This window comes from Pseudomonas huaxiensis, assembly GCF_003231275.1.
Taxonomy (GTDB): domain Bacteria; phylum Pseudomonadota; class Gammaproteobacteria; order Pseudomonadales; family Pseudomonadaceae; genus Aquipseudomonas; species Aquipseudomonas huaxiensis.
In genome coordinates this window covers 90,972-117,565 of sequence record NZ_QKVL01000017.1, presented here as the reverse complement: position 1 = coordinate 117,565, position 26,594 = coordinate 90,972, and the positions used below count along the sequence as shown (strand labels likewise).

26 protein-coding genes and 2 pseudogenes are annotated in these 26,594 nt (G+C 63.6%); 8 read left to right on the top strand and 20 right to left on the bottom strand.

Going from position 1 to position 26,594, the window contains the following annotated elements:
- The first annotated feature begins 5 nt into the window (after positions 1–5).
- Both DM374_RS18695 and DM374_RS18690 read left to right on the top strand, forming a co-directional pair.
- Entirely contained in the window at positions 6–2,333 is a 2,328-nt protein-coding gene (locus DM374_RS18695) for a putative bifunctional diguanylate cyclase/phosphodiesterase (RefSeq protein ID WP_110971231.1), read from the top strand.
- Positions 2,321–3,244 (top strand): phosphate/phosphite/phosphonate ABC transporter substrate-binding protein, encoded by a 924-nt coding sequence (locus tag DM374_RS18690; protein WP_110971224.1) that lies wholly within the window; start codon positions 2,321–2,323, stop codon positions 3,242–3,244. The genes DM374_RS18695 and DM374_RS18690 overlap by 13 nt, the downstream gene beginning before the upstream one ends.
- Here DM374_RS18690 and DM374_RS18685 read toward each other — a convergent pair.
- The 3 genes from DM374_RS18685 to DM374_RS18675 are packed head-to-tail and all read right to left on the bottom strand — an operon-like array spanning position 3,204 to position 5,576.
- Complete coding sequence (locus DM374_RS18685; protein ID WP_110971223.1) at positions 3,204–3,860, bottom strand: helix-turn-helix transcriptional regulator; 657 nt, start codon at positions 3,858–3,860, stop codon at positions 3,204–3,206. The genes DM374_RS18690 and DM374_RS18685 overlap by 41 nt on opposite strands.
- 13 nt (positions 3,861–3,873) lie before the next feature.
- The gene (locus tag DM374_RS18680) at positions 3,874–4,320 is read right to left on the bottom strand and encodes a GlcG/HbpS family heme-binding protein (protein ID WP_110971222.1); all 447 of its coding nucleotides are present in this window, start codon (positions 4,318–4,320) and stop codon (positions 3,874–3,876) included.
- Positions 4,317–5,576, bottom strand: a complete 1,260-nt coding sequence (locus DM374_RS18675) for an MFS transporter (RefSeq protein ID WP_110971221.1) — start codon at positions 5,574–5,576, stop codon at positions 4,317–4,319. The genes DM374_RS18680 and DM374_RS18675 overlap by 4 nt, the downstream gene beginning before the upstream one ends.
- Positions 5,577–5,739: 163 nt before the next feature.
- On the opposite strand from DM374_RS18675, the pseudogene DM374_RS34155 reads away from it, so the two are divergent.
- Positions 5,740–6,591 (top strand): annotated as a pseudogene (locus DM374_RS34155) (PAS domain-containing protein); the annotation flags it as partial.
- A gap of 156 nt (positions 6,592–6,747) precedes the next feature.
- A pseudogene (locus DM374_RS34370) lies at positions 6,748–6,915 on the top strand (methyl-accepting chemotaxis protein); the annotation flags it as partial.
- 324 nt (positions 6,916–7,239) lie between these two features.
- Here the strand turns inward: DM374_RS34370 and DM374_RS18665 are convergent.
- The 10 genes from DM374_RS18665 to DM374_RS18620 form a co-directional block, all read right to left on the bottom strand.
- A complete protein-coding gene (locus DM374_RS18665; RefSeq protein ID WP_110971219.1) occupies positions 7,240–8,274 on the bottom strand; it encodes a methionine synthase in 1,035 nt (344 codons plus the stop codon).
- Positions 8,275–8,301: 27 nt separating this feature from the next.
- Positions 8,302–9,285 carry a DUF1852 domain-containing protein gene (locus tag DM374_RS18660; RefSeq protein ID WP_110971218.1) on the bottom strand — a complete coding sequence of 328 codons (984 nt, stop codon included), beginning with the start codon at positions 9,283–9,285 and terminating at the stop codon, positions 8,302–8,304.
- Between the two features lie 187 nt (positions 9,286–9,472).
- The gene (locus DM374_RS18655) at positions 9,473–10,771 is read right to left on the bottom strand and encodes an NAD(P)/FAD-dependent oxidoreductase (RefSeq protein ID WP_110971217.1); all 1,299 of its coding nucleotides are present in this window, start codon (positions 10,769–10,771) and stop codon (positions 9,473–9,475) included.
- 220 nt (positions 10,772–10,991) lie between these two features.
- Positions 10,992–11,912, bottom strand: coding sequence for a 3,4-dihydroxyphenylacetate 2,3-dioxygenase (gene hpaD / locus DM374_RS18650; RefSeq protein ID WP_110971216.1), 921 nt, complete (start codon positions 11,910–11,912; stop codon positions 10,992–10,994).
- A 276-nt stretch (positions 11,913–12,188) separates the two neighbouring features.
- On the bottom strand, positions 12,189–13,121 hold the full coding sequence (locus DM374_RS18645; RefSeq protein ID WP_110971215.1) for a phosphatidate cytidylyltransferase: 933 nt from the start codon (positions 13,119–13,121) through the stop codon (positions 12,189–12,191).
- Position 13,122: 1 nt separating this feature from the next.
- Positions 13,123–13,746, bottom strand: coding sequence for a lysophospholipid acyltransferase family protein (locus DM374_RS18640; RefSeq protein ID WP_110971214.1), 624 nt, complete (start codon positions 13,744–13,746; stop codon positions 13,123–13,125).
- 10 nt (positions 13,747–13,756) lie between these two features.
- On the bottom strand, positions 13,757–14,212 hold the full coding sequence (locus DM374_RS18635) for a hypothetical protein (protein WP_110971213.1): 456 nt from the start codon (positions 14,210–14,212) through the stop codon (positions 13,757–13,759).
- Positions 14,209–15,528, bottom strand: a complete 1,320-nt coding sequence (locus DM374_RS18630) for a phosphatase PAP2/dual specificity phosphatase family protein (RefSeq protein WP_110971212.1) — start codon at positions 15,526–15,528, stop codon at positions 14,209–14,211. Before DM374_RS18630 ends, DM374_RS18635 begins: the two co-directional genes overlap by 4 nt.
- Positions 15,525–17,282, bottom strand: a complete 1,758-nt coding sequence (locus DM374_RS18625) for a bifunctional alpha/beta hydrolase/class I SAM-dependent methyltransferase (protein WP_110971211.1) — start codon at positions 17,280–17,282, stop codon at positions 15,525–15,527. Before DM374_RS18625 ends, DM374_RS18630 begins: the two co-directional genes overlap by 4 nt.
- A 27-nt stretch (positions 17,283–17,309) precedes the next feature.
- Positions 17,310–17,912 (bottom strand): CDP-alcohol phosphatidyltransferase family protein, encoded by a 603-nt coding sequence (locus tag DM374_RS18620; protein ID WP_110971210.1) that lies wholly within the window; start codon positions 17,910–17,912, stop codon positions 17,310–17,312.
- 184 nt (positions 17,913–18,096) lie between these two features.
- Here DM374_RS18620 and DM374_RS18615 point away from each other — a divergent pair, with 184 nt between their 5' ends.
- From DM374_RS18615 to DM374_RS18605, 3 genes are all read left to right on the top strand, one after another.
- On the top strand, positions 18,097–18,351 hold the full coding sequence (locus DM374_RS18615; RefSeq protein ID WP_110971209.1) for a ParD-like family protein: 255 nt from the start codon (positions 18,097–18,099) through the stop codon (positions 18,349–18,351).
- Positions 18,348–19,115: a type I methionyl aminopeptidase gene (gene map / locus DM374_RS18610; RefSeq protein ID WP_110971208.1), complete on the top strand. Its 768-nt coding sequence runs from the start codon at positions 18,348–18,350 to the stop codon at positions 19,113–19,115. The genes DM374_RS18615 and map overlap by 4 nt, the downstream gene beginning before the upstream one ends.
- A 120-nt stretch (positions 19,116–19,235) precedes the next feature.
- Positions 19,236–20,114 (top strand): LysR family transcriptional regulator, encoded by an 879-nt coding sequence (locus DM374_RS18605; protein WP_110971207.1) that lies wholly within the window; start codon positions 19,236–19,238, stop codon positions 20,112–20,114.
- 3 nt (positions 20,115–20,117) lie between these two features.
- On the opposite strand, the gene DM374_RS18600 is transcribed toward DM374_RS18605, so the two are convergent.
- The 7 genes from DM374_RS18600 to DM374_RS18570 all read right to left on the bottom strand — a co-directional run bounded on the left by DM374_RS18600 (position 20,118) and on the right by DM374_RS18570 (position 25,520).
- The gene (locus tag DM374_RS18600; RefSeq protein WP_110971206.1) at positions 20,118–20,681 is read right to left on the bottom strand and encodes an NUDIX hydrolase; all 564 of its coding nucleotides are present in this window, start codon (positions 20,679–20,681) and stop codon (positions 20,118–20,120) included.
- Between the two features lie 2 nt (positions 20,682–20,683).
- A complete protein-coding gene (locus DM374_RS18595; protein WP_095157554.1) occupies positions 20,684–21,436 on the bottom strand; it encodes a GntR family transcriptional regulator in 753 nt (250 codons plus the stop codon).
- Between the two features lie 90 nt (positions 21,437–21,526).
- Positions 21,527–21,916, bottom strand: coding sequence for a carboxymuconolactone decarboxylase family protein (locus DM374_RS18590; protein WP_095157442.1), 390 nt, complete (start codon positions 21,914–21,916; stop codon positions 21,527–21,529).
- A gap of 127 nt (positions 21,917–22,043) precedes the next feature.
- On the bottom strand, positions 22,044–22,529 hold the full coding sequence (locus tag DM374_RS18585; protein WP_110971205.1) for a flavin reductase family protein: 486 nt from the start codon (positions 22,527–22,529) through the stop codon (positions 22,044–22,046).
- 13 nt (positions 22,530–22,542) lie between these two features.
- Complete coding sequence (locus tag DM374_RS18580) at positions 22,543–24,024, bottom strand: aldehyde dehydrogenase (protein ID WP_110971204.1); 1,482 nt, start codon at positions 24,022–24,024, stop codon at positions 22,543–22,545.
- A complete protein-coding gene (locus DM374_RS18575) occupies positions 24,021–24,854 on the bottom strand; it encodes an alpha/beta fold hydrolase (protein WP_110971203.1) in 834 nt (277 codons plus the stop codon). The genes DM374_RS18580 and DM374_RS18575 overlap by 4 nt, the downstream gene beginning before the upstream one ends.
- Before the next feature lie 75 nt (positions 24,855–24,929).
- Positions 24,930–25,520, bottom strand: coding sequence for an amino acid synthesis family protein (locus DM374_RS18570; protein ID WP_095157450.1), 591 nt, complete (start codon positions 25,518–25,520; stop codon positions 24,930–24,932).
- A 330-nt stretch (positions 25,521–25,850) separates the two neighbouring features.
- Between DM374_RS18570 and DM374_RS18565 the strand changes: the two genes are divergently transcribed.
- Positions 25,851–26,591, top strand: coding sequence for an SDR family NAD(P)-dependent oxidoreductase (locus tag DM374_RS18565; protein ID WP_157969724.1), 741 nt, complete (start codon positions 25,851–25,853; stop codon positions 26,589–26,591).
- The last annotated feature ends 3 nt before the right edge of the window (positions 26,592–26,594 follow it).

The following is a 26,594-nucleotide window of genomic DNA, read 5'->3' as shown; positions in this document are numbered from 1 at the left end:
ATGTGGTGATCCGCCGGTCCGTGTCCTCTCTGGGTTTTCTCCAGTTCCTGCTGCTGTCGTCCTCCGTGGCCATCCTGTCGTTTCTCTGGGTGCTGTATTTCCAGCAGAAGGCGGCGTCGGCGCAAGAGGCGCTGGCCGCCAAGGCGTCCGAGCACCTCAATCTGGCGACGATGGCGGCCGAGAACCTCAGCCAGTTGGTCGACCGCGCCCAGACCATCGGCCGTGCCCTGCAGGCCGACATGGGTGACCCGGCGCAAGGGCGCTGGAGCCTGGCGCGGATGCTCGCCGAGGACCCAGTGCTCAAGCGCATGAGCCTGTACCGCGCAGACGGGCGCGTGCTCTATGCCAGCCATGCCGATGAGCCGCGACAATTACCCGCGCAATGGCTGGCGCAGTTGCAAGAGCACGGCGATCGCTACAGCGTCAGGCCGTTTCTGCCACCCCTCGATGCCCTCGACCGACAGGCCGCCGAGCTGAATTGGCGCCTGCCGTTCCTGCTGCCGCTGGCGGACACGGCTGGCGGCGGCACCGGCAACATCCTGCTGGTGCAGTTGGACATCGGTTACCTGGCCGTGCTGTTCCAGCACATTGACCTGGGCAACAGCGGCCTGATGCGCCTGCTCGACCGCGCCGGCCAGGAGCGGCTGCGCATCGGCAACAGCGGCGTGGTGGTGGCCGGCGAGCCGCTGAAACCCGAGCTGCCGGAGGGTGACGAAGAGTCGGGGCGGATCAACCAGTTCAGTGTCGAGGGCTATTACCAGAGTCTGTTTCGCCATGTGGCGCAACGCGGCTTCACGGTCGTGGTGAGCCAGCAGGAGGAAGAGATTCTCGCGCCGTCGCGCTTGGTCTACGCCCACCAGCTCTGGCTGAACCTGAGCATGACCTTGCTGATCCTCGCCGGGGTGCTGTGGAGCTGGCGGGCATTGGGCAAGCGCCAGGAAGCCTTCAGCGCCCTGGAGCAGGCGCAGAAGATCAACCAGCAATTGATCCAGCGACTGGAGGAAGAGCACCGGCGCAGCAGCCACGCGGCCGCCACCGATCACCTCAGCGGTTTGCACAATCGACGGCAGTTCATGGAGACGGCGGCGCGCACGCTGGCCGAGCAGCGCAGCAAACGGCGCTTGCTGGCGATCCTGTTTATCGACATGGACCGCTTCAAGTCGATCAACGACTCCCTCGGGCACAAGGTCGGCGACCTGCTGTTGCAGGCGGTGGCGGGGCGGATCAGCCGGGCGCTGGAGCCGGGTGACGAGGCGGCGCGCTTTGGCGGCGACGAGTTTGTCGTGCTGCTGGCAGGCTCACGCAGTGAAGAGCAGATCGACGCCTGGGTGCGCATGCTGCTGAACAAACTGTCGGCGACTTACTCGCTGGACGCCCATGAACTGAACAGCAGCCCGAGCATCGGCGTGAGCATCTGCCCGCGTGACGGCCAGGCGGTGGACGAACTGATCCGCCATGCCGATGCCGCGATGTATTCGGCCAAGCAGGCGGGGCGCGGGCAGTACCGCTTCTTCGACCCATCGCTGAACGTGGTCAACGTCGCCGAGTTCGCCCTCGAGCAGGCGTTCGGCCCGGCCTTGAAGGAGCGGCAGTTTGTCCTGCATTTCCAGCCGCAGGTGCGTTTCGACTCCCTGCGTGTGGTGGGTTATGAAGCGTTGGTGCGCTGGCAGCATCCCGATTTCGGCTTGCTTTACCCGGACCGTTTCATTTCCCTCGCCGAGCGCAGCGGTTTCATTGTCGCGCTGGGTTGGGAGGTGGTGCGCCTGGCCTGTGAAGAACTGGTGCGCTGGCAGGCGCGGGGCATTCAGACCGGCCTGGCGGTGAACGTCTCGCCGTTGCAACTGCGCCAGCCGGATTTCAGCGCGCAATTGCTGGAGGTGCTGCGCCATCATGGCGTCGAACCGGCGCGGCTGGAGCTGGAGATCACCGAAACCACCGTGCTCGATGACGAGGGCCAGGCGATCAAGCACCTGCAGGTGTTGCGCGATGCCGGGCTGAGCATCAGCCTCGATGATTTCGGCCAGGGTTATTCGGGCTTTTCCCATCTTCAAGCACTGCCGATCAATCGCCTGAAAATCGACCGCGCCCTGATCGCCCAGCTCTCCAACAGCCACGACGACAGCCCCATCGTGCTGTCCACCATCATCCTGGCCAAGCGCCTGGGGCTGGAGGTGGTCGCCGAGGGCGTGGAAACCCGTGAGCAGGTGGTCTACCTGCGCCTGGCGGGTTGTGATTTTGCCCAGGGGTATCATTTCAGCCGGCCGCTGACAGCGGCGCAGCTCGACCAATACCCACCTTTCATTGATGCGACGGAGACTGCATGCGAGCACTGAACACCTTGTCCTGCCTGCTGTTGAGCGCATTGCTGACGACCACCGCGCAGGCCAAGTGCTTGCAGCCGAGCCTGCGTATCGCGGTGATTCCGAAGAAGAGCATGGAGGTGCTGATCAAGGATTATCAGCCGCTGCTGGAGCGGCTGAGTGCCGCGGTGGGCGTCCCGGCGGCGATCGTGCCGGCGTCGTCCTATGAGAGTGTGGTCGACGCCGTGGTCTCGGGCGGCGTCGACATCGCCTGGCTGGGACCGGCCGCTTATGTGCTGGCGCAGCAGCGTGACCCGCGCATTGAGCCGTTCGCCAGCCTGACCATCAACAATGGCTATTTCACCCCGGCCGGGCATCACTACCAGGCCCTGTTGCTGGCGCGTCGCGGCACGGCAGATGACGTCGCGTCGTTGCGCGGCAAGCGCGGCGCGTTGAGCGATCCGGCGAGTACTTCTGGCAGCGTGGTGCCCAACGTCGAGTTCTCCGCCCAGGTGGGCCAGCCGCTGGCAGAGTTCTTCGGCTCGGTGGTGTTTACCGGCTCCCATGACAAATCACTGGATGCACTGCTGGAAAATCGGGTGGATGCCGCGTTCGTCGCCAGCGTGCGCGCTGATGCGTACCTCAACAGCGGGCGTATCGAGCGCGACACTTTCAATGTGCTCTGGCGTTCGGAGCGTATCTATTACGACCCTTACGTCTTCAGTGGCAGCCTGTGCGGTGAGTACAAGGCGCGCATTCGTGCGGCGATGCTGGAGAACCAGGACGGCCTGGCGGAATTTCTGGCCTCGCAGGATGCCAGCGGCATCGCCCCGGTCAGTCGTGCAGAGTACGCGGCGTTGGTGAGGATGATGCAGGGCAGGTCTGCCGGCACACCTGCGCCAGCTACAGAAACAACGCCCCGATCAACTCCGTCCGGTTCTTGACCCCGACCTTGCGAAACAGGTTGATCAAGTGAGTCTTCACCGTCGGCAAACCCAGCTCCAGTTGCCGGGCCAAGGTCTTGTTGCAGGCGCCGTTCTGCAACAACAGAGCGATTTCCCGTTCACGCGGGGTCAATCCGGCGAGGCGGTCCGGGGTGGCTTTCGGCAACTGCCGCGCAGCCATTTGCATCAGTCCGTGCAGCGGTAACAGGCGCTCCAGTTCGCTCGGTTCGAACGGGCCGAGAGCACCTTCGCGCAGCAGCGACAGCCCGGCCACCGGACGCTCGTCGACACAGGCGACGATTTCCACTACATCCACCACCCGGTGCTGACGCAGGAACCCCAGGTACTCGCGGCCGCGCGCGGCATCGTGGTGCGCCAGGCCCTGGCGCAGCGATACCACCGGCAGACCGATGGCCTGGCAGTTATCCGGATTCAGCGGGTCGAGATGGCGGTAATGCTCCAGGTAGTGGTGGTGCATGGGCGCCTGCATGCCCAGCAACTGGAAGTCGCAGGCCTGCAACTGCTCGTCGACCCGGTAAAAGGCGGCAAGGCTGGCAGGCACCTGCTGGCTGAAGGCGTGCAGGCAGTAGTCACCAAGTTCGCGGGCAGCGTTCATCGTGGCATCCCTCTCAGCGGGCGTTGTCCAGCAGTTCGCGAATCTTCTCCACGGCGGCCTGGGCGCAGCCGGCGTCCAGGGCTTCCGAGGCGCCGGACACGCCGATTGCACCGATCACCTGAGCGTCCAGCAGGAAGGGTTCGCCACCGCCAAACAAGGCCAGGTTTGGCTGCAGCGGCAGTCCCTCGCGCACCGCCGCCGAGCATTTCTGCAAGCGTTCTTCCCAGGCCTGGGTGGAGACGCCGAAGCCTGCGGCGGTCAGCGCCTTGTTCAGCGCGATGGCCTGGCAAGGGCGTGGCGCGCCGTCCATGTGCGCGCTGTTGATCGGCTGGCCACTGGCGTCGAGGATCGCCACGCTGACGCGCACGCCAGCCTGTTCGGCGAAGCTGACCGCGGCGTCCAGGGCCTGCATGGCCAGGCGCAGGGTGATGGTCTGTTGCTGACGCAGCAAAGGATTCATTGGGCGGTTTCCTCGATGGGATGTTCAGGGCGTTTCCGGCGCAGCAGAAGCAGTTGCCAGAGACAGTAGACCGATAGCAGCGCGGCGGCGATGTGCATGGCCCAGGGGCCGCCGATATGGGCGGCGAGCAGCCCGGCGAGCAGGCCGCCGATGGCATCGAAACCGAAACGGGTCGAGGTGTAGATCGATATCACCCGGCCGCGCAGGGCTTCCGGCGCCTGGCTTTGCAAAAGGATGTTGGTGCCGACGTTGTTGATGGTCACGCCGAAGCCCAGGATCATCATCGCCAGCAACGACAGCGGCAGGCTGCGGCTGCTGGCGAACAGCAACAGACCGATGGCGCTGGCGATGGCCGAAAACAGGATCAGCCCGCGCAGTTTCGCCGCGCTCTGCCGCCCGGCCAGCAGCACCGTGGAGAGCAGCGAGCCGAGCCCGGCGGCGCCCCACAGCCAGCCGAGGGTGCGGGCGTCACCAGCGAAGATGTCGCGGGCGAACACCGGCAGCAGCACGGCGTAGGTGGAGGCGGTGAGGTTGACCATCAGCACGCCGATGATCAGCGCGCGCAGCGAGGGCGAGCGCAGGGTGTAGTCGAGGCCTTCACGGAACATGTTGCGCATGCTGCCGCTGGCTTTTTCGCCGGGCGCCAGGCGGATCGCCAGCAGGCCGAAGATCAAGCCGGCGTAAGACAACGCGTTCAGCGCAAAGCACAGCGCCTCGCCGGTGAGCGCCAGCAACAGGCCGGCCAGGGGCGGGCCGACGAAGCGCGAGCAAGTGAACAGCATCGCGTTGAGGGCCAGGGCGTTGGGCAGATCGTCGCGGTCGTCCACCAGGCGGCTGAGCAGCGACTGGCGCAGCGGGGTGTCCACGGCGTTGAGGACGCCGAGGGTCGCGGCGAGGACCACGATCAGCGTCGGCGTGATCAGCTCCAGCCAGGTCAGCAGCGCCAGCCCCAGCGCCTGCACCGCGAGCAGGCTTTCGATAAACATCAGCAGGCGGCGCTTGTCGTGGCGATCGATCCAGGCCCCGGCGATCGGCCCGACGAACAGTTGCGGCAGCAAGGTCGCGCAGGTGGTGATACCGAGCAGCGCGGCCGAGTCGGTCAGCCGATAGACCAGCCACGACAGCGCCACCGTTTGCACCCAGGTGCCGAGAGTGGAGACAGCGTGGCCGATGAAATACAGACGGAAATTGCGGTGATGCAACGCCCGCAGGACATTAGGCCAGCGGTTTGGCCCGGAAGGTTGCGCAGCTTTCACGATCGAGGACGCCAGTGCATGGAAAAGGACAAGGCAGCCCGCCGCCAGCGAACGCCGCGCCCGACTCTACCCGGTTGCGCAGGGGGCGTCTTGCCTGAGGCTGTCGATTGCATGTGTTTGCCTGCCAACTGTGTGGCATGGACGTCTACTTATCTCGCAGGCCATGAACCCATTACTTAGGCTCTGTATGAAAAGCCTTGATACTCGCTTTCCGGCTCGCGATACCGCTCATCTTTGTAGCTTTATGCAACACCTGGCAGGACCATCACTCCTCTTGTTCCTTGGCAGGGACGGTCAAGCACTCGGCACCCCCGTGCAAGACGCCACTGCGCCAATCCGGTCAACTCGGGGTTTCACTGCCGAACGGTGTGCGCTGATGTTTTTCAGGAACGATCATTGGGTGCGGGAGCTGGAACAAGGACTGACGCAGATCAGCCAGGGTCAGCGCTGGGACGGGCCGCGCAGCGCGCAACTGGAGCGCCACCCGACGCTGCTCCTGGCCTTGCGCGAGCTGGCCGGTGAACGCCAGCAGGACCAGCGTTTGCTGGACGAAACCCGCGCCCGTTGCAGCGAACTGACCGACCAGCTCGAACACGCCCACCGCCAGGACGAGGCCGCGCGGGACGAAGCGCGGCAACTGCAGCAGCGCTGCCAGCACCTGGAAGACGCACTGCGCGAACAGGCGCAGCAACTGCAGGCGCATCAGCAGCAGGCGGCGATCTGGGCGCAACTGCAATCCACTCTCACCGAAGGCACCTGGGACATCAGCGTGGTCCAGGGCGACGTACAGCACCCCGACAGCAACATGCGCATTTCCAACCAGTTCCGGGCGCTGATGGGCTATAGCCCCAGCGAGTTGCCCGACGGCTGGAACGCCCAGGTCAGCATCACCCACCCGGACGACCTGCCGCTGATCATGGCGGTGTTCGACCGCGAAATCCTCAAGCCTGGCGCCAGTGGCGAGTACGTCTTCGAGTACCGCATGCGCCACAAGTCGCGTGGCTATATCTGGTGCCGCGAGCGCGGCTGCGCGGTGCGTGACGAGCGTGGCCTGCTGTTGCGGGTGATCGGCGCGGTGCGTGACATCAGCGATGAACGCAGCGCCCAGGCCAGCCATGAACAGATGCTGTCGCAGAACCAGACCACCTACGCGCAGATCGCCACGGTGGTTGGCGTGATCAAGAGCATTGCCGAGCAGACCAACCTGCTGGCGCTGAACGCCGCGATCGAGGCGGCGCGGGCGGGGGAGGTTGGGCGGGGGTTCTCGGTGGTGGCCGAGGAAGTGAAAAAGCTGGCGGACAGCACGCGGCAGGCGACGCAGCAGATTCAGGCGATGTTGAGTTGAGGGCGGATTTTTATTCGAGGTGATTTCAGGATGGGGATATGCACATCTTTTGGTTTTGGGGTGGCTGGAAGGCGCATGTCGGAAGTTTTCCAGCGCTCCTGAAATCGAGCGCCGCCCGCGCGTCGCATCGCTGGCAAGCCAGCTCCCACAACGATGCATGGCTGGAGAGGGCTCGTAGATGCAGTGCAACACACTGTGGGAGCCGGCTTGCCGGCGATGCGACGCGCGGGCGGCGCTCGATCTTGAGGGCGCTGCAGATCCGCCGGCTAGCAAATGGCGGCCATCACGTGACCGAAACAAGCTTTACCGATCTTCAACTCATCGCTGGTTGGCGAGTTCTCTTCGGACGATTTCCGCGCCGGCGCTCAACGCATTCAGCTTGCCTCGCGCAACAGGGCGGGGCAGGGGCGCCATGCCGCAGTTGGTGCACGGATAGAGCTTGTCGGCATCGACGAACTGAAGGGCCTTGCGCAGGGTATTGGCCACTTCCTCCGGGGTTTCGATGGTGTGGTTGGCCACATCGATAGCCCCGACCATCACTTTCTTGCCGCGAATGAGTTCAATCAGGTCCATGGGCACATGGGAGTTGTGACATTCCAGCGAGACGATATCGATGCTGGATTTCTGCAGCTTGGGGAAGGCTTCTTCGTATTGCCGCCACTCCGAGCCCAGGGTTTTTTTCCAGTCGGTATTGGCTTTGATGCCGTAGCCATAGCAAATATGCACGGCGGTCTCGCACTTCAGGCCTTCAATTGCCCTTTCCAGGGTCGCGACGCCCCATTCATTCACTTCATCAAAGAAGACATTAAAGGCAGGCTCGTCGAACTGGATGATGTCGACGCCGGCCGCTTCCAGTTCCCTGGCTTCCTGATTGAGGATCTTGGCGAATTCCCAGGCCAGTTTTTCGCGGCTTTTATAGTGGTTGTCGTAAAGCGTATCGATCATGGTCATCGGACCTGGCAACGCCCACTTGATGGGTTGCCCGGTTTGCTGACGGAGGAATTTGGCGTCTTCGACAAACACCGGCTTTTTCCGGGCAACCGCGCCAACTACCGTCGGTACGCTCGCGTCATAGCGGTCACGGATTCTGACCGTCTCGCGCTTCTCGAAATCAACCCCTTCGAGGTGCTCGATAAAGGTCGTGACGAAGTGTTGGCGCGTTTGCTCGCCGTCGCTGACGATATCAATGCCGGCCTGTTGTTGTTCTTGCAACGACAGGCGCAGGGCATCCTGTTTGCCCTCGATCAGTTCTTCACCTTGCAGTTTCCACGGTGACCAAAGCGTCTCCGGTTGGGCCAGCCAGGAAGGTTTTGGCAAGCTGCCAGCAGTTGAAGTGGGAAGCAGTTTTTTCACGGTGGATAGCCTTGTGTAGTCGAAAGGTCAAAGAGCGTAATTAGCGGAAAATTGCTCAAGGGCAGCGTGGTGCGGTTTGATGAAATGCTCCTCGGCAAACTTTCCTTGCTCGATAGCCAGGCGGCTACGTTCTTCCCGGTCGTAAACAATACGGGTCAATGAGTAATCCTGATGCTGCAAGCTGGGCTGATAGGATTTGCCGGCAGCAGAATTCGCATTGTAGATTTCGGGCCGGTAAATCTTCTGGAAGGTATCCATGGTGCTGATGGTACTGATCAGCTCCAGATTGGAATAATCACCCAGCAAGTCGCCCGCAAAGTAGAAAGCCAGCGGCGCAACGCTGTTTGGCGGCATGAAGTACCGAACTTTCAGACCCATTTTATTGAAGTACTCATCGGTCAATGAGTATTCATCCTGCAGGTATTCGATACCCAATACCGGATGCTGGTTTTCAGTTCGGTGGTAGATTTTGCTGCTCGAAACGCTCAGGCAAATGACCGGCGGCTTGGTGAAATGCTCCTTGAAAGCGCTCGAATTCACGAAGTGCTTGAACAGCTTTCCATGAAGATCGCCAAAATTTTCGGGGGTGCTGAAACCCTGCTGATCTTTGTTGTGCTCCAGCAGCAACACGCTGAAGTCATAGTCCCGCACGTAAGAGGAGAAGTTATTCCCGACAATGCCCTCGATGCGCTCGTTGGTTTTCAGGTCAACGATGGTTGTCTTCAGAATTTCGATCAGGGGCAGGGAGCTGCCGCTGCTTTCAACGCCAACATTCATCTCGACGGAAATGATTTCGAGTTCGACCGTGTAGCGATCACCTTTAGGGTTATCCCAGTGCGCCAGCGCATTGAAGCGGTTGTCGATCATGGTCAGTGCATTGCGCAAGTTTTCCTGGCGATTCTGACCTTTGGCGAGGTTGGCAAAGTTGGTGGTGGTGCGGGTGTTTTCGGCGGGGCGATAGTTTTCGTCGAAACAAATACTGTTGACGGTAAAAGTAAACTCGTTGTTCATCGGGGGCGGATGTCCTTATTGCTGAGTGAAAGCCTGACTGTATTCAGACTTTCACTCAGCGGTATCTATGTTCTTTCCAATTGAGAATAATTCTATCCTGAGCCCCTGGATGAATGGAATTGAATTGGTTTCACCGCATCTTTAGTCATATTCATGATCTGGTGCGCGGTTGATTGCAGCGAAGCCTTCAACGCCGCCCGTTGAAGAACCCCGACACCTGATGCACCGTCTTCCCCGCACTGAGAATCAGCGGCCGGAAATTGTCCTTGCCGATGATCCGCGCATGCTTCACCGAACTGATCAGGTCATAACGGCTCGAGCCTTCCGCCATGCCCTCCGCAAGGATCTTGCAGATGATGTGGCTCGGGGTTACGCCAAACCCGGAATAGCCCTGCACATAGAACGCATTCGGCCGTCCGCTGAGCGTGCCGATCTGCGGGAACAGGTTGGCGCTGGTGGCCATCGGGCCGCCCCAGGCGAGGTCGATCTTCACGTCCTTCAGGTACGGGAAGATCTTCAACATCAACGCGCGGTTCCAGGCTTTCAGGTCGTTGGGGATGTGCTCGATGAAGGGCGTGGCTGCGCCGAACAGCAGGCGGTTTTCGTTGGTGACCCGGTAGTAGTCGATCACCGGTCGGATATCGCTGTAGGCGCCGCGGATCGGGCTGATGCGCTGGATCATCTCGTCCGACAGCGGCTCAGTCATCAACTGGAAGGCGTAGGTGTTGATGGTGCGGCTGTGCAGCTCCGGTTCCAGCTTGTTGAGGAAGCTGTCGCAGGCCCACAGCAACTTGCTGGCCTTGACCGAACCACGGCCGGTGCGCACGGTGATTTTCTCGCCGTAGGTGACTTCCAGCGCAGCGCTGTGCTCGAAGATGCGCGCGCCGTGACCGACCAGGGCCTTGGCTTCACCGAGCAGCAGGTTCAGCGAGTGCACATGGCCGCCGCCCATGTGCAGCAGGGCGCTGCCGTAGGCGTCGGAGCCGATGATCTGCTTGACCTCGGAGCCACCGAGGAAGCGGATTTCGTCCTTGCTGTTGACCTTCTTGAATTCTTTTTCCCAGGTACGCAGGGTCTTTTCCTGGCGCGCGTTGAAGCCCATGTAACCGTAGCCGTGGCAGAAGTCGGCATCGATGTCGTACTTGGCGATCCGGTCCTTGATGATGCCGGCGCCCAGTTCGCTGATCTCGAAGATTTCCTGCAGGCCCTTGTCGCCGACGCTGCTCCTGATTTTCTCTAGGTCGTGGCCGATGCCCGCCATGATCTGCCCGCCATTGCGCCCGGTGCCGCCGAAGCCCAGGTAACGTCCCTCCAGCACCACGGTGTTGGTGATGCCTTTCTCGGCCAGCTCCAGGGCGGTGTTGATACCCGAGAAACCGCCGCCGATCACCACGACATCGGCTTCGATATCGTTTTCCAGGATCGGGAAGCTGAGGTTGTACTTCTTGGTCGCGGTGTAATAGGTGGGCGTTTCGATGTTGATCATGGGGGCGGCCTGAATAGTTGGAGTTGGCTGAGGCAGCAAGGGGCGTCTGGAGCGCCAGTTACACTTTGCATTAAATGCCTAACGAACGATAGGTTCTTGATTCAGCCTGCTGTCGGTTTTGATCGGGGCTGCCAGTTTTTTGCGGGGAGGGCGATAAGGGCGGGAGGGAGGGCGTGACGTTCGCGACAGCCCGGCGTAGCGGACTGTCGCGCTGGCGGTGTTACAGGCGGCCGACAGCGGCCAGTTGGCTGGAGGAGGCCTGCGCTGCCGGAACGGCAGAGCCGTCCTGCGGGGTGACCGGGAAGATCGCGTTGATCTGACCGGTGGCGGACGAGCCGAAATACGGGGTGACCACGTCGGCCTTGCCGTCGTACTTCGACCAGCCCAGCGCACCCAGCAGCATCGCAGTGTCGTGCATGAAGCCTTCGCCGTGACCCTTCACCGCGTATTCCGGGAGCATGGTGCAGAAGGCGTCCCACTCGCCGTTTTCCCACATCTGCACGACACGGTGGTCGAGGGTTTCCAGGAACGGGCTCCAGACCTTGTCGGCGAATTCCGGCGCCTGGCCGTTCTGGGCGAAACGGTGCGACAGCGACCCGCTGGCGAGGAACGCCACGGTGCCGTCGTAGTGGTCTTCCACGGCCTTGCGCATCGCCCAGCCCAGGCGCGCGCTGTCGTTCAGGTAGTGGGAGGTGCACAGCGCCGAGACCGAGACCACCTTGAAGTGCTGGTCGGCGTTCATGTAGCGCATCGGCACCAGGGTGCCGTATTCCGGGCCGAGGCTGGTGGCGTCGTGGGCCATGGTCTCGACGCCCTGGCGGTTGCATTCCTCGGCCAGCAGGCGGCCCAGCACGTCGTTGCCCGGTACTTCGTAGTCCATGTTGGCAATGAAGTGCGGCAGTTCGTTGCTGGTATAGGTGCCCTTGAAGTGTGGCGCGCAGTTGATGTGGTAGTTGGCGTTGACCAGCCAGTGCGTGTCGAAGACCACCAGGGTGTCGACGCCGAGTTCGCGGCAGCGGCGGGAAATTTCTTTGTGGCCATCGATGGCGGCCTGGCGATAGCCCTGGCGCGGGCCCGGCAGTTCGGACAGGTACATCGAGGGAACGTGGGTGATCTTGGCAGCCAGAGCAAGTGTGCCCATGACGGTTCTCCTGGTGGCAGACGCCCTCTTTGGCGGGGCGCGTCGATTATCGGGATGTTGGCACGCAGGCGATACCGGCCATTGGCACCTGCAGCAGGGTCATGGCTCTCGTCGATTGGGCCTGGCACATCCTTCGTCTGGAAATGCGGGCTGCCCATTGGACGCCATTGCCGCAGGTGTTGCTTGCCTGCCGCTGCCAATCATTTGATTCAGCTTGCCAGTTGCTTCCCGTGCGGTGCACGGGAAGTCGCCGAACGGCAGTTGCCCTGAACGGGCCTAGGCCCACCAGTAACGCACGAAATGAAAGAAGATCGGCGCTGCGAAGCACACCGAATCCATGCGGTCGAGCATGCCGCCGTGGCCCTCGATCATGTGTCCCCAGTCCTTGACCCCGCGGTCGCGCTTGATCGCCGACATCACCAGCCCGCCGAAGAAGCCCATGACGTTGACTACCAGCGCCATCAGCGCCGCCTGCCACATGTTGAACGGGGTGATCCAGTACAGCGCTGCGCCAATCAGCGTCGCCAGGAACACGCCGCCCAGCAGGCCTTCGAGGGTCTTGGACGGCGACAGTCGCGGCGCCACCTTGCGTTTGCCGAACAGCTTGCCGCAGACGTACTGCAGCACGTCGCTGATCTGCACCACCAGGATCAGCCAGGCGATCAGCAGCAGGTTGCGGCCCTCGTAGCCGGGGATGTCGAGGGTCATCAACGCCGGCACCGAGGACACGCAGTAGACCGCAATCATCAATCCCCACTGGACCTTCGAGGCGCGTTCGAGGAAGCGCGTGGTGTCGCCGCCGAGGCTGGCCAGGATCGGCAACAGAAGGAACAAATACACCGGGATGAAAATGCTGAACAGCCCGTACCAGTCGAAGCCGATCAGCAGGTACTGGCCGGGCAGGGCGACGTAGAACGCCAGCACCAGCGCCGGGTAATCGCCGCGGCGGGTCGGGGTCAGGGTGATGAACTCGCGCAGGGCGTAGAAGGACACCAGGTAGAACAGCACGATCACCCCGGTCTTGCCGAAGATGAAGGCCAGGCCGATGACCAGCACCATCACCCACCAGGCGTCAATGCGGGCGTTGAGGTTGTCGATCACCGCGTGCGGGCCGGGGCCGGCGCGCCACTTCAGCAGGCGGCCGATCAGGCTGGCGAGCAGGAGCAGGGCGCCGATGCCGGCGAACAGGGGCCAAGTGTTGTGTTCCATTTCAGACCTCCTTCGGCGCGAGGGCCAGCAGGGCGTGGCTGGCGCGTTCGAGAAAAGCCTGCTTGCTTTCGTCCGGCGCCAGTTGCAGCGGCTCGCCGAAGCTCAGGGTGCACAGCAGCGGCAACGGCAGGGTGCGGCCCTTGGGCATGACGCGGTTGAGGTTGGCGATCCACACCGGCACCAGTTCGACTTGCGGCTGCGCCGCAGCCAGATGAAACAGGCCGCTTTTGAACGGCAGCAGCGGCTCATCGCCGAGGTTGCGGGTGCCTTCCGGGAAGAAGATCAGCGAGTCGCCCTGGGCCAGAGCGTCCTTGACCGGTTGCAGCGGATCGGCGTCGGGTCCGTTGCGCTGGCGGTCCAGCAGCACACCGTTGAACACCTTGCTGATCAAGAAATTGCGCACGCCGGGCTTGAGCCAGTAGTCGGCGCCGGCCACCGGACGGGTGCGCTGGCGCAGCGGCTCGGGCAGCGAGGCCCAGATCAGCACGAAGTCGCCGTGGCTGCTGTGGTTGGCGAAATACAGCCGCTGCACCGGCAGCGGGCTGCAGCCCAGCCACAGGGCGCGGGCGCCGGTGACCAGGCGGGCGAAGGAGGTGATGAGGAAGGCGGTGAAGGCAGCAAGCATGAAAACGTCCTTATGCGGCCGGAAGCCAGGGCAGGGAAAGCAGCGTGAGCACGGCGAGGAAAACCTGCAACCCCAGGCACAATGCCTGGCCGCGCAGCAGGCGCAAAGCGCCGCGGCAGCGCGATGGCCAGTCCCGCTCACGGCCGGCGGCGGGTTTCAGGCCGAGTTCGTGAAGGGCCTGGTCCAGCGCCCGGGTGCGGCTGCTCAGGCGTCCGGCGTCGTTGGCAAGGTTGGCGATCAGGTCGGCATCGAGGGCGACCCGCAGGGCGAAATACTTCTGCGCGATACCGAGCACCACCAGCACGGCGCAGAGCAGGCTGGCCAGTCGCGGGTGGCTGGCGGCGATCAGCAGCGGCGCCAGCCCGTAGGCTAGGGCCAGCAGGCTGATGCCGTCGGACAGACGCTCGATCTGTGGGCCGCGCGCGAGCAGGCGGGCGGCCAGGGCAAGCTGGGCATCTTCGCTCATGGCCAGGCTCCGGGTTGCAGGCTTTCCAGCAGGCGCCGGTGCGCCGGGTGCAGGACCACGCCGGGGCGGGCGCGGCGAATCAGGGTTTCGGCGGTAGTGACATCGGCGCAGCGCCCGCTGAGCAGCAGCCACGCCGCCACGGCGCAGGCGCTGCGCGAGTAGCCCAGGGCGCAGCAGACCAGCAGTGGACCGTGGCCGCGCAGTGTTTCGATGGCGGCCGCCGCTTCACGGCACAGCGCCTGTTCCGGCACCACTAGGTCCAGGCTCGGCAGGCTGCGGTAGTGTTGACCGGGGAGGACTTTCAGCGGCAGCTCGGCGCACAGGTCGACCACTGCGGCGAATGCCGTGGCTTCGCCCCGCGCCGGCAGGCGTCCGAGGAACACCCCGGCGCAGACTTCGTCGGCTTGCGGGTGACGCCGGGTCCACAGTCGCGAATTGATCCAGGCCACCGCAAGGTACGGCGCCAGTAGCCAGCGCACGGCGCACGGCTGAGTGCCATCGGCGCGTTTCTGAAAGCCGCCGGCGCCGAACAGCAGGTAGTTCAGCGCCACCATCAACGCCGCCAGCCCGGGCCACAGCAGCCACAGCCAGCCGCCCTTGAGGACGAATGCCGCGCCCGCCAGCAGCGCGGCACCGAGCGCATAACGCCAGGCCAGGCGGTAGCGCTCCGGCGTGTCGGGCAGGCGGGTGAGGTGCAGGGGTGAGGATCCTTCCCGTGGCCACAGCCAGAGGCAGAGGAAACCGGCGAGCGCGCCGGTGGGCAGGTCGATGAAATGGTGTTGCCAGGTGGTCAGCACCGACAGGCCGATCAGCACCATCCACACATGCAGCATCCCGCGCAGCAACACGCCGCGGGTATGCCGGGCGAACATCGCCCAGATCACCACCAGAAGCGCGATGTGCAGCGACGGCGCCTGGTTGTAAGGCTTGTCGAAGCCCATCAGCACATCGAACAGCCAGCCGAACACGCCATCCAGTTCGGGGCGTTCGAAGGTGAAGCGCAGTGGCCAGAGCAGGAAGCAGACGATGCAGATGAGCTGGGCGCTGAGCAGGCGCAGGGCGTGGCGGTCCATTTCGCCACGGGTGCGCGGCACCAGGAAGGACAGGCCGTAGAGCAGGTCGATGGACCAGTACGGAATGATCGTCCACGACCACAGCGGCACGTGCCGCTCCCAGGCGAACACCAGGCTGCCGACATCGGTACGCTGGGCGGTGAAGCTGTTGCTCAGGCCGTAGCTGATGAAGAACAGCGGGCCGAGCAACAACAGCCAGAGCACGCCACGGCGAATCAGGCCGGGCTCGCGGGGTACGCTCATTCGCGCACCCGTTGGGCGAGGCTGACGCTGAAGATGCCCCATTCATCGATGCGCTGCTCCAGCTTGCGGAAGCCCGCCGCCTGCACCAACTGGTCCATTTCCGCCTGGCTGCGCCGCCGCATGACCCAGGCTTCGCCGCCGCGATGGCTGGTCAGTGCGCGGGCGATCATCTCCAGTTGCGGGTGCCACGGCTGGCCGGTGTAGACCAGGTAGCCGCCGTCTTCGATCGCCTCGGCAAGGCCGGCCAGCGACGTGCGCACCAGGTCGTTGTCGGGGAACAGTTCATACAGCCCGGAGACCACCGCCAGCGTGGGTTTGGGGTCAAGCGCGGCGAGGGAGGCGCGGTCGAAGGCATCGCCCTGAACGAAGCGGGCAATGTCGCCCAGGCCTTTCTCGCTGATCAGGGCGTTGCCCTGGGTGACGTTGAGTTCGCTGTAGTCGCGCAGCAGGATCGAGTCGGGGCGTTGTTCCAGTCCTTGCAGAGCCTCAAGGATGTAGCGGCCATGGCCGGCGGCGATATCGACGATATGCACCGGACGACCCTGCTGGCGCAGGCGTTCGATAGCGTTGCGCAGCAGTTCCTCGGCGTGCAGCTTGCGCTGGCGGATGCCGCGCCAGCCAATGGCATCGAGGTAGTTGCGGTCGACCAGCTGGCCGAGCTTGCCCTTGCCGTTGGGCTGGTTGCGGTAGACGTAGTCCAGGGTGCTGCCGGAGTCGAAGCCGGTGTCGAAACCGAGCTTGACCCCTTCGGACAACTGCTTGCCCAGGCGCAGCGAGGCGCGGGTGGCTTGCCAGTAGAGGTTGCGCGGTGAGTATTTCGGCAACGGCGCGGCGAGGCTTTCCGCTTCGGCGCAACTGGCGCCCTGGCGGTCGGCATCGAGCAGCGAAGGACGCTCGGCCGGCTGCTGGAAGCACTGGCCGACGAAACGGCGGATCCGCGCCAGGGCATGGGCGCGATCACGCTCGCCGAGGGTGTCGTGGAAGAAGCCGGGAAGGATGTGCTTTTCCTTGTGCAGGGTGCCGAGGCGGTCGAAGAACTGTTCCTGCGGTTTGCGCCGCACCACCACGTCGGCGCCGGAAATCAGCACCTGGGTCGGGATCTGGATCGCCTGGGCATCGGCCACCACGCGGTCGGCGGCGTCGTACAGCCCGAGCAGCATGTTCACCGAGATTGGCCGGGTGATCAGCGGGTCGCTGGTGTAGGACATCACCCGCTCGGGGTCATGGCTGAGCAGCGCCGGCTTGACGTAGCTGTTGACGAAAAAATTGCCGCGCCAGGCCCGCAGCAGTTTCAGGCCGGGGCGGGCGAAGGGCACGTAGAGCTTGATGCTGAAGGCCGGCGAGGCAAGCACCAGGCAGCGCACCTTCGGCGCATAGTCGTGGGCCCAGGTGGCGATCAGCACCGCGCCGACGCTCTGTGCCAGCACGGCCATGTCTTCCTCAGCGATGTCGTGCTGGCGAGTGATGTGTTCGATGAAGGTCTGCACGTCGCGCACGCTGGTGGCGAAGCCGGGGCTATCGCCTCGGGTGCCGGGGGACTGGCCGTGGCCGCGCGCGTCCCAGGCGAAGAAGTCGTGGTCGGGCAGGTTGAGTTCATCCACCAGATGCGCCATGCGCCCGCCGTGTTCGTGGCCGCGGTGGAACATCACCAGCGCGCGTTTCGGCTGGCCCGGCTCGCGTTGCGCCGGCCAGTGGCGGTAATACAGCTCGACGCCGTCATGGGTGGTGAAGTGCAGTGATTGCGCCTGGCGCATGGGACAGATCCTTATCCGGCGAGAGAATCAGCGGGTTTCGTCGAGACCTCGGCGCACCCGGTTGTAGAGGGTATAGAGGGAAAGCAGCAGGACCACCAGTAGCACGCCGTTGACCCAGGCGGCGGGAATGGCGAAGGCCACGGCCAGGCCCAGCGCACCGAAGACGAAGGCCCGGTCGCTTTTGCCCATGGGCCCGTCGTAGCGCCGCGAGGCACCGGCCAGCGGGCCCATGACCCCGGCGTATTCGCTGATGAGCGAGGCGAACACCACCAGTACCACCAGCAACGGCGAGACACCGGGCAGCAGGGCGAACGGCAGGTACAGCGCGGCATCGGCGATCAGGTCGCAGAGTTCGTTGAGGTAGGCGCCCAGCCGCGACTGCTGGCCGAATTCGCGGGCGAGCATGCCGTCCACCGCATTGAGCGCCATGCGCAGCAGCATCCACAGTGGCAACAGGGCGAACAGCCAGGCGTGTTGACTGCCCCAGGCCAGCAGCAGACCGAGCAGGACGGAGACGAGGGCGGCGACGACGGTCACCTGGTTGGCGGTGACGCCGCGCTGATGAAGGCGGCTGACACCCGGGCGCAACAGCGCCTGGAAGCGGGGTTTGAGTTGGTAGATGGAGGGCACGCGGCGACTTCCTTGACTGACACGACACAGGGTTCGGCGGGGCCGGCGGCCCTGCCTGTAAAGCGTAAGCGTGAAACTGTGCTTTTCCAGCGCGCTGCCGTACAGCGGATCAAGCGGGAAATGTTACCTAGCGCAAGTTTTCGGCTAATATACGAAACATCAGCGTTTCATATAGGAACTTTCCGTGGGTATCGTAAAAATCTCAGAATCAATGCATGAGAGTCTTCGCGTCGCGAGCAACGCGCTCAGCCGTTCCATCAATGCGCAGGCCGAACACTGGATGCGTATCGGCATGCTCGCCGAGCTGCACCCCGACCTGAACCACAATGAAATCTGCCGCCTGCTGATCCAGGCCGAGCAGCAGGGCGGCCTCGATCTCAAGCGGGTTTGCGCGCTGGACAGCACGTCGCTGTCGACCGGCATGGGAGCCCAGCATTGAGAAACGTGACCCTTCATACCCGTGAGCAGATTGCCCAGGCACGCGTCGCCGCCGAGCTGGCCGCCGATGTACTGGCGATGATCAAGCCCCATGTGCAGCCCGGCATCACCACCGATGAGCTGGACCGCATCTGCAACGACTACATCGTCAAGGTGCAGAAAGCGATTCCGGCCAACGTCGGTTACCACGGTTTTCCCAAGACCATTTGCATCTCGGTCAACGAGGTGGTTTGCCACGGCATTCCGTCGAACCGCACGCTCAGGGAAGGCGACATCGTCAATATCGACACCGCCGTGATCAAGGATGGCTGGTTCGGCGACACCAGCCGCATGTACTACGTCGGCGAGGTCAGCGACGAGGCGCGCCGACTCGTGGACGTGACCTTCGACGCCATGTGGGCCGGCATCAAGAGCGTGCGCCCGGGAGCCACGCTGGGTGATATCGGTCACGCCATCCAGTCCGTGGGCGAGGGCGCCGGTTTCAGTGTGGTGCGCGAGTATTGCGGCCACGGTATCGGTCAGGTCTATCACGGCGATCCGCAAATCCTGCACTTCGGCCAGCGCGGCTTGGGCATGAAGCTCAAGCCGGGCATGATCTTCACCATCGAGCCGATGCTCAACGCCGGCAAGCGCCAGACCCAGACCCTGGCCGACCAGTGGACGGTGGTCACCCGCGATAGCTCGCTGTCGGCGCAGTGGGAACACATGGTGGTGGTCACCGACGACGGCTTCGACGTCCTCACCACCTGGCCAGAGCTGCGCTGAGCACTCTGACGTCGCTTGAACGATGGCCTCGCGAGAGGCCATGCAGCTGGATGGATTATTCAGGTGCCGGACGGCCGAAAAACGGCTATAAGGCGTGTCACTGTCCACCAGGAAGCGACAATGAACCCGTTCGAAGACATGCGTATCTTTTCCCAGGTCATGGAGTCCGGCAGCTTCACTGCTGCGGCTGACAAGCTGGGTTTGTCCAAGCAGTTCGTCAGCCGGCGGTTGATGGCATTGGAAGAGCGCCTGGGTGTACGCCTGCTCAACCGCTCGACCCGGCGCCTGGACCCGACGCCATTGGGCCAGAGTTACTACGAATCGGCCCAGCGCCTGCTGGCCGAAGTGGAACAGGTGGAGCAGGGCATCGCCGGGCAGACCAGCGAGCCCCGCGGCACTGTTCGCCTGAGTGCGCCGTTGTCATTTGCCGTGGCGCATCTGGGCACGCTGCTGCCAGAGTTTCTCCAGCGCTATCCGCAGGTCAGTGTCGAAGTGGACCTTAGCGACCGCTCGGTGGACCTGCTCGGTGAGGGCTACGATCTGGCGCTGCGCATCGGCGTGCTGGAAGACTCGACGCTGATTGCCCGGCGCCTTGCTGCGATGGACCGCGTCTATTGCGCCAGCCCGGACTACCTGGCGCGACGCGGTACTCCTGCGCGACCGGATGATCTGGCCGAACACGATTGCCTGCCGTACGGCCATGGCCGCCAGGTGCAATGGCGTTTCGTCGAGCAGGGCAAGGCACGGGTGGTGACGGTGAGCGGACGGATGCGGGCGAACAACGGAGACTTGTTGCGGGAAGCGGCGGTTGCCGGGATGGGCATCACCTACCTGCCGACGTTCATTGTCGGCGATGCGCTGGAGGACGGTTCGCTGGTGCCTGTGCTGACGGCGTTCGCTCCGGAGCCGTTGCAACTGTCGGCGGTCTACCCGCAGCACCGGCAGAGCGCCCGGCCGGTGCAGGCGCTGATCGAATTTCTCAAGCAACGACTGGGTTGAGCGTCAGCGGATGAAGTGGACTTTGCCGCTGTCGTCGTTGCCCATGTAGATGCCGTAGACCCCGGCCTGGCGTTCCTCGATATAGCGTTCGAGGATCTGCCGGATCGCCGGGTAGTAGATGGCGTCCCAAGGGATTTCGTCAGGAGCGAAGAAGCGGCAGTCGAGGGTTTCCGGGCCGTACTGGCCGGTGATTTCCACGGCCACGGCGCGGAAGACGATGTACACCTCGCTGATCTTCGGCACGCTGAAGATCGAGTAGGGCGAGACGATATCGGCGCGTACGCCGGTTTCTTCCCAGACCTCGCGCAGTGCCGCCTGCTCGGTGGTTTCCCCGGCTTCCATGAAGCCCGCCGGCAGCGTCCAGGTGCCGGGTCGCGGTGGGATCGCGCGCTGGCACAACAGGTACTTGCCGTCGCGCTCGATGATGCAGCCGGCGATGATCTTCGGATTGACGTAGTGGATGTAGCCGCAGGCGGCGCACAGCAGCCGCTCGTGGGTGTCGCCTTCGGGCCGTCCCGGGTGCAGCGCGGCGGAGCATTGCGGGCAGAAACGCGGGACGGCGGGCATGATCAGCGACCTATGCGGGGCTCTTTCAGAGCGATGGGGGTGGCGATTTCGCGGATCTTGCCGGCGTCGTCCTGTTTCGAACGCAGGTAGTCCAGGGCCACTTTGGCGGCGGCGCGGACATGGTCCACGGAAGCCTGGTGCGCGGCCAGTGGATCGCCGCTCTTGATCGCTTCGACGATCTTTTCCATTTCCTGGTTGCTGGCGCCGCGACGGTTCTGCTGGGACACCGAAGTGGCCCGCAGGTAGCTGATGCGCGCCTGCAACTGGCGCAACTGGGTGGCGGCGACATGGTTGCCGGAGCCTTCCAGCAGCACGTCATAGAAGCCCTGCACCGAGTCGATCACTTGTTGCAGCTCGCCGTCCTTGAGGGCCTCGCGGTTTTCTTCGAGGGCCTTTTCCAGGGCGCGGATGTCCTTGGCCTTGGCATTGAGGGTGAACAACTGGACGATCAGGCCTTCGAGTACACAGCGCAGCTCATAGATATCGCGGGCGTCTTCGAGGGTGATGATGGCAACGCGCGGGCCCTTGGCGTCGGCGAACTCCACCAGGCCTTCGGATTCCAGGTGGCGCAGGGCTTCACGGACGGAGGTGCGGCTGACGCCGAGGCGGTCGCAGAGGTCGCGTTCGACCAGGCGGTCGCCGGGCAGGAGGTGGAAGTTCATGATCGCGCCGCGCAGTTTGTCGAGCACGATTTCGCGCAGAGTAACGGGGTTGCGGTTGACCTTGAAGCTGTCATCGAGGGGCTGGCGTTTCATCGTCTGCGCTCTGCAATTGGCTGTTGCGCCAGCGACATCGGAGCACTCGATAACCGGGTGCTCCCTGCGGTGGTTTCGAACAGCCAGTATTTAACTGGTTGACTCCGAGTCGGCCTCGGCGAAGGCTTCGCGGGCCAGGCGAAAGCTGTCCACGGCCGCGGGTACACCGCAATAGATACCGACCTGAAGGAGGATTTCACGTATTTGTTCACGACTCAGTCCGTTACGCAAGGCGCCGCGGATGTGGAGTTTGAGTTCGTGTGGCCGGTTGAGCGCCGAAATCATGGCCAAGTTTATCATGCTGCGCTCTTTGAGCGACAAACCGTCTCGGCCCCAGACGTGGCCCCAGCAGTACTCGGTGACCAGTTCCTGCAGCGGCTTGGTGAATTCGTCGGCGTTCTGGATCGAGCGGTTGACGTAGTCCTCGCCCAGGACCTGGGTGCGGATGGCCAGGCCTTTTTCGTATTTTTCGTTGTTCATGCTGGAGTGTTTCTCCACAGCTACAAAAAGAGGTCGGGCCAATCGCTGCGGTTCGGCGCCCCGACAAGCCAGCTCCCACAGGTTCATCACTGTGGGAGCCGGCTTGCCGGCGATGAGGCCCTTTAGGTCAACCCAGAGGCGGCAGCGCGCCCAGCTTGCCCTTGTGATAGATCATCGGCGTGGCCGGCTGCTCGGGCAGCACCAGGTTCTTCACCTCACCCACGATGATGGCGTGGTCGCCACCGTCGTATTCACGCCACAACTCGCACTCGATGATTGCCGTGGCGTTGTCCAGCAGCGGGTTACCCAGCTCGCTGAGGTGCCAGGCAATGCCTTTGGCCTTGTCCTTGCCTTTGCCGGCGAAGGCGTAGGCCTCGGCGGTTTGTCCCGCCGCCAGCAGGTGGATGGCGAAGCGCTTGGCGTCGCGCAGGATCGGGTAGGTGTCGGAGGCGTAGTTGGGGCAGAACAGCACCAGCGCCGGGTCGATCGACAGCGCGCTGAAGGCGCTGGCGGTGATGCCGACGATGCCGCCCTCGGCATCCAGCGTGGTGACGATGGTCACGCCGGACGGGAAGGAGCCCATCACGTCTTTGTAGATGCTGGGTTCGATCATTTCAGTTCACCTGTCAGCGCATGACGAAGGGGTCGGGCATGGGTGCGGTCGAGAGGTTGATCCAGACCGTTTTCAGTTCCGTGTAGGCCAGCACCGAGTCGATACCGCTTTCGCGGCCATAGCCACTGTTCTTGAAGCCACCGATGGGCGCCATCGCCGATACGGCGCGGTAGGTGTTGACCCAGATGATCCCCGAACGCACGTCGCGGGCCAGGCGGTGGGCGCGGCCCAGGTCGCGGGTCCAGATGCCGGCAGCGAGGCCGAATTGCGAGTCGTTGGCCATCGCCAGGGCTTCTTCTTCGGTCTTGAAGCGGATCACCGCGGCGACCGGGCCGAAGACTTCTTCCTGCATGATGGTCATCGAGTTGCTGTCGCATTCGAACAGGGTCGGCTCGTAGTACCAGCCGTCGCCTTCGACCTCGGCGCGCTTGCCGCCCAGACGCAGGCGCGCGCCCTCGGCGCAGGCGGCGGCGACCAGGCCTTCGACCACGGCCAGTTGCTGGGCGGTGGCCATCGGGCCCATTTCGCTGGCTTCGTCCTGCGGGTTGCCGATGCGGATGCGCTTGGCGCGTTCGATCAGGCGTTCGACGAATTCGTCGAAGATTTCGTCCTGCACCAGCAGCCGCGAGCCAGCCACGCAACTCTGCCCGGAGGCGGCGTAGATGCCGGCCACGGCGCCATTGATGGCGCTGTCGAGGTCGGCATCGGCGAAGATGATGTTCGGCGATTTGCCGCCCAGTTCCAGCGACAGCTTGGCGAAGTTTTCCGCGCTGCTGCGCACCACATGACGAGCGGTGGCGGCGCCGCCGGTGAAGGCGATCTTGCGTATCAGCGGATGGCGGGTCAGCGCCGCGCCGGTGCTCGGGCCGTAGCCGGTGACCACGTTGACCACGCCCGCCGGGAAGCCGGCTTCGAGGGCCAGGCGGGCCAGTTCGAGGATGGTCGCCGAGGCGTGTTCGGACGGTTTGAGCACGATGGTGTTGCCGGCGGCCAGGGCCGGTGCCAGCTTGATCGCGGTCAGGTACAGCGGGCTGTTCCAGGGGATGATCCCGGCGACCACGCCGATCGGTTCGTGCACGGTGTAGGCGAACAGGTCCGGCTTGTCCAGCGGCAGGGTGCCGCCTTCGAGCTTGTCGGCCAGGCCCGCGGTGTAGTGGAAGAACTCCGGCAGGTAGCCGACCTGGCCGCGGGTTTCGCGGATCAGCTTGCCGTTGTCGCGGCTTTCCAGTTGCGCCAGGTGTTCCTTGTTTTCGCTGATCAGGTCGCCAAGGCGGCGCAGCAGTTTGCCCCGGGCGGTGGCGGTGAGGCCGCGCCAGGCTTTGCTGTCGAAGGCTTTCTGGGCGGCCTGGACGGCGCGTTCGACATCGGTTTCATCGGCATCGGGCAGTTGCGCCCAGGGCTGCGCGGTGGAAGGGTCGAGGCTGTCGAAGGTCTTGCCGCTGTGGGCATCGAGCCATTGGCCGTCGATGCACATCTGGAAACGAGTGAGCGTCATGCAACGATCCCCTTGGCTGAGTCGGAGAGGGCCCGGGCGTGCCCGAGGAAGTCCAGCAGCATCTGGTTGACCAGGCGCGGCGACTCCACCGGCATCATATGCCGCTGTTCGGCCAGCACCACGCTTTGCGCGCCGGGAATGCGCTCGGCCAGTTCGCGGGTCATGGCCGGGGTCGAGCCGAGATCGAATTCGCCGGTGGCGATCAGGGTCGGCACCTGGATGCTGTCCAGGTCCGCAGCGCGGTACATGTCCTGAGTGGCGAACAGTTCGTAGGTGGTCAGGTAACCCTGCGGGTCATTGCTGGCCAGGGTCTGGCGCAGGGCCGCGACCTGCGCCGGGTTGGCCGCCTGGTATTCGCGACTGAACCAGCGCGCCAGGGCCGCTTCGGCATTGGCGTCGGGGCCGTGTTCGGCGGCCTGGGCGGCGCGGGCGATAACGCCGGCGCTCTGCTCGGGGCTGCGGTTGAACACGCTGTTGAGCACCACCAGTGCCGACAGGTTGTGCGGGTAGTGCAGGGCGAAGGCGCGGGCGACCAGGCCGCCCATGGAAAAGCCGATCACCGTGGCCTGGGGAATCTGCAGGTGTTCCAGCAGTTCGGCCAATTGCGCGGCGTAGCCTTGCAGGTCGGTGCCGGGCGCTGGACGCGGGCTCTGGCCGTGGCCGAGCATGTCATAGGCGATGACGCGGTAGTCGCTGGCGAGGCCGACGAACTGTCCGCCCCACATTTCTTTATTCAGGCCCACGCCGTGGATCAGTACCACGGGATGGCCCTGGCCGCTGGCCAGGTAACTGGTTCCGGCAGGTGTACGTTCAGCAACAGGCTGAATCATGGTGGGGCGCTCCTTGAGAGTCGGGCGTGCTGCGGTCTGGACCGAACGCACGCCCCGGCCCGGTGGACGTTGTTGTTATTGGTTTTTTTCCGCAGCCAGCTCTTCCAGGTCGATGTAGCGGTTGCCGATGCGCGGGTGCAGACGACCGCCGTCGGCAGCGCCCAGGACCACGACGATTTCGTCGGCACGCGGGGCGTCTTCGATCTGCATTTCCAGGGTGATGTAGTGCGAGCGCAGGCCTTCGTCATCCTTCTGCATCATCGGGATCTGGATCGAGGTGCCGGGGCCGCCGCGCTTGTTGGTGAAGCTCAGGTAGCTCTTGGCCTGGACCGCTTCGCGGTAGTGGTTGCCGAAGCGCAGGGTGTGGATCACTGCGGAGGCGTGCTCGATCTCGCCGTCGGCGCCGACCACGGCGGCTTTGCCGTAGGCCTCGATCTTGTCGGCACCACCGATGGCGGCGGTCAGGCGCTCGACCATCAGCGCGCCCAGCTCGGAGCAGTTGGCGCGGATTTCAGGCTTGAGGTCGTCGACGAAACCGCGGCCCGCCCAAGGGTTCTTGATCACGACGGCCAGTCCGACCATGGTCACCGGTTTGTCGGTGGCCTTGCCGCCTTCGATGCGGGTTTCTTCGGAGTAGGTGACGATCTTGCGGATTTCGAAACTCATGAGCGGCTCCTGCGGAGTGTGGATTAGGTCTTGTTGTCTGATGGTATACCATAATATTTGATGTGCAAGAGGTTGCAGAAAATTTCTGCGGGGAGGGGATAAGTGGTTGGGCAGGCACGCCCCCCGCGTGTGATCCGCAGATGAACAGCCACGCCTGCCTGCTGCCCTCCCAAACTGTCATGGTCCCGCGACCAGACAGTTTGGCGCGCGCCCCTCTCGCTGTACCGGTACATCCCGCCTCGCGCTTTCTAACCTGCACGTGTTCATCAGGCACGGACGCTTCTGTAACTGCAATTACCCATCGAAAAGTGCAATAAAAAGGAGCATCACTTGAAAACTGATGAAACGGTCGTCGTCACTGGCGTGACGTCTGGCATTGGGCTGGCTTGCGCCAGACTTTTGATAGAGCAGGGAAGTAAAGTTGTAGGAATCGGACGTCGGGAAGATCGTCTTGATGCATTGGCGGATGAATTCCAGGGACGTTTTTATCCCATGTGCTGTGATGTTCGCGACAGCCAGTCAATCACTTCATTGATCAATCAATTGCCCGATGAGTTCGCCGCCTTCAGCAAACTTGTCAACGGTGCCGGCTTGCTTCAAGGCCAGGGAACGTTGCTGGATGTAACGGACGAGCAAATAACCACCATGCTCGATACCAATGTCCACGGACTGATCAACGTCACCCGTGCGGTATTGCCGAAACTGATCGAAAGCGGTCGCGGGCATGTGGTCAACCTGACGTCGATCGGTGCCCATGTGCACTACAAGGGCGGCCATGTGTACGCCGCCTCGAAAGCCTTCGTCGATCACTTCGGGCGCTGCCTGCGCACCGAGCTGGTGGGCAGCAAGGTACGGCTGACCAGCGTTGCGCCGGGCAAGACCCGTTCGGAGTTCGCCCTGGTGCAGTGCGACGGCGACCATGAAAAGGCCGACCGGGTGTACAGCACCCTGACCCCGCTGGAACCGGTTGATGTCGCCAACTCGGTGCTCTGGGCATTAAGTCAGCCGGAACACGTGAATATCAACCTTATCGAACTAATGCCTGCTGACCAGGAACTTTCGTACCGGTGATGC